Origin of the sequence: Micromonospora sp. NPDC049580, assembly GCF_040675595.1 — a bacterium.
Taxonomy (GTDB): Bacteria; Actinomycetota; Actinomycetes; order Mycobacteriales; family Micromonosporaceae; genus Micromonospora.
Map to the genome: position 1 here is coordinate 1 of NZ_JBFAPG010000730.1, position 2,075 is coordinate 2,075.

Here is a 2,075-nt window from a genome sequence, read left to right on the forward strand (position 1 = left end):
CAGCTTCTCCGCGTCGCGCACGGTGCTGTCGAAGGCCACGTTGCCGCTCTGCAGGTACGTCGCGACGTCCTCGTGCCCGAGGTCGGTGACGATCCGGCGCAGGTCGGCCATGGCGAGGCGGGTGGTGCCGACGTTGACTCCGCGCAGCAGCGCGACGTACCGGGTCATGGCTCCTCCTGGGTGCACGGCCGACCGGCTCAGCGTAGGTCGGGCGGCCACGGTCCGCCGGGAGCCACCAGGCCCGTTTCGTGTACGACAAGCGGCGCCCCCCGACAGGCCGCCCTGGCCGCTACCGTCGATGGATGCGATTCGCGCGCCCGGTCGGGCTGCTCCTGAGTGCCGCCGCCGTGCTGCTCTGGGCGGTCGGCATGACGGTGTGGCAACCGTTGACCGAGCCGATCGGCCCGTGGTCGGAGCGGCTGCCGGGCAACAACGCCTACTGGGCACGGGATCTGCGGTTCGTGGCGATCGTCGCGATCGTGCTCGGGCTGCTGCTGGCCGGCCGGGGGCAGCTCCGGTGGAGCGCTCCGGCGGTCGTGCTCGGCGGGCTCTGGATCGCGGCCGACGTGGCGATCGACCGGGCCGACCCGGCCGGCACGGGGTCGACCATCCTGCTCGCCGTCTCCGGTGCGGCGGTGCTCGGGGTGCTGGCGGCCGTCCTCGCGTGGCGGGACCGCGGCAGGCCCCCCACCACCGACCGGCGGGTGTTGACCGGCACGGCCTGCGTGGCCGGGGTGCTGGCGGTGGTGGCCGCCGGCATCGAGTCTCCGACCGACCGGGAGCCGGAGCTGACGGCGGCGGCCTTCGCCACCGGCGTACTCCTGGTCGCCCTGACCGTCGTCGTCGCCCTGGCGGCGGCACCGGCCCGCACCCGGGGCCGCTGCCTGCTGGCCGTCGGGCTCGGCGCGGTCGCCGTCGGCGGTGTCGCGCTGGGCCGGACGGTCCCGCCCGGCCCGCGCATCCTGCCGATGATCGCGCTCGGCGGGGTGCTGCTCACCGGCGTCACCCTGCTGGCGTGGGACTGGCCGGGCGGTCGGCCGGTGTGGCGGCAGCACGCGCGCTAGCTACTCCACGACCGGCAGCACGACCTCGTTGCGGCGCAGGAACCACGGCTTCCACGGCGGGTCGAAGCGCACGTACCGGATCGCGCCGGTCGGTTGCAGCCCGGCCGCGGTCACCGACCGGCCGAGCATGGTGGCCCGCTGACTGAACGCCTGCTCCGTCCACCGCCCGGAGAACCGCATCGCCGCCGCCAGGCGTGCCGGAACCTCGCGGATGCGCACCCGGGTGTCCACCGGCTCGGGCAGGGTGGCAGTGGTGAAGGTGGCCGGCATGACGAACTGGATCAGGTACGCGCCCGGCCGCTCGCCCTCGATCTGGACCACCGGCACGGTCATGGCGATCTTCTCCGAGTCGCTGGCCGCCGACATCACCGGCCCGGCCGAGCCGATCGGGTGCCGGGCCCGGTTGGCGCCCCCGATGTAGGCGGCCAGCGGCCGGAACGCCTCGATCGGGGCCCGGGTGAACGACGCCTGGATCTGCACCTCGGCCACCAGGTGAGCCGGGTAGCGGCGCAGCTCGAAGCCGGGGTGTCGGGACACCACTCGGTACGGCTGCTGCTCGGTCATCGCGCGCTCCCAGGATCTCCTGGGACAGACGCTACCGCCCCTCCCGCTCCCGCTCGGCCGAAGTCGGTTGTCCCGCACCGGCGACGACGACCCGCCAGTACTGGCGTTTGCCCTCGTCGCGCAGCACCACCCCGAGCCGGCCCAGCTCCCGCCGCAGCTCCCGGGCGTCGTCGCGGCGGTCCCGCTCGATGGCGCGCTCCCGGGCCCGCAGCAGCGCGTCCGCGCCGGCGGGCAGACCGGGCAGGTCGGGCACCCACAGCCGGTACGCCGACCGGTGGGGATCGTCGTCCGCCCAGGCCCAGCCGTGCGCCCGGAACGCGGCGGCGAGCCGGGCGGCGGGCAGGTCCGTCGACTCCCGGACCAGTTCCGTCCCGTCGGGGTCGAGCAGCACCAGGTGCTTGTCGGCGACGAAGACGACCCGGGTGTCGGCGCGTGCGACGGTCCGGT

3 protein-coding genes and 1 pseudogene are annotated in these 2,075 nt (G+C 75.2%); 1 reads left to right on the forward strand and 3 read right to left on the reverse strand.

Annotated elements, in window-relative coordinates; translation table 11 throughout:
* The coding region (locus tag AB0J68_RS31490) for a DUF1697 domain-containing protein (protein WP_363942451.1) at positions 1-168 on the reverse strand (168 nt) is incomplete at its 3' end.
* Positions 169-302: 134 nt separating this feature from the next.
* Here AB0J68_RS31490 and AB0J68_RS31495 point away from each other — a divergent pair.
* Entirely contained in the window at positions 303-1,064 is a 762-nt protein-coding gene (locus tag AB0J68_RS31495; RefSeq protein WP_363942448.1) for a hypothetical protein, read from the forward strand.
* Here the strand turns inward: AB0J68_RS31495 and AB0J68_RS31500 are convergent, their stop codons facing one another.
* Positions 1,065-1,628, reverse strand: a complete 564-nt coding sequence (locus tag AB0J68_RS31500) for a heme-binding protein (protein ID WP_354855848.1) — start codon at positions 1,626-1,628, stop codon at positions 1,065-1,067.
* Between the two features lie 31 nt (positions 1,629-1,659).
* Positions 1,660-2,075 (reverse strand): annotated as a pseudogene (locus AB0J68_RS31505) (hypothetical protein); the annotation flags it as partial.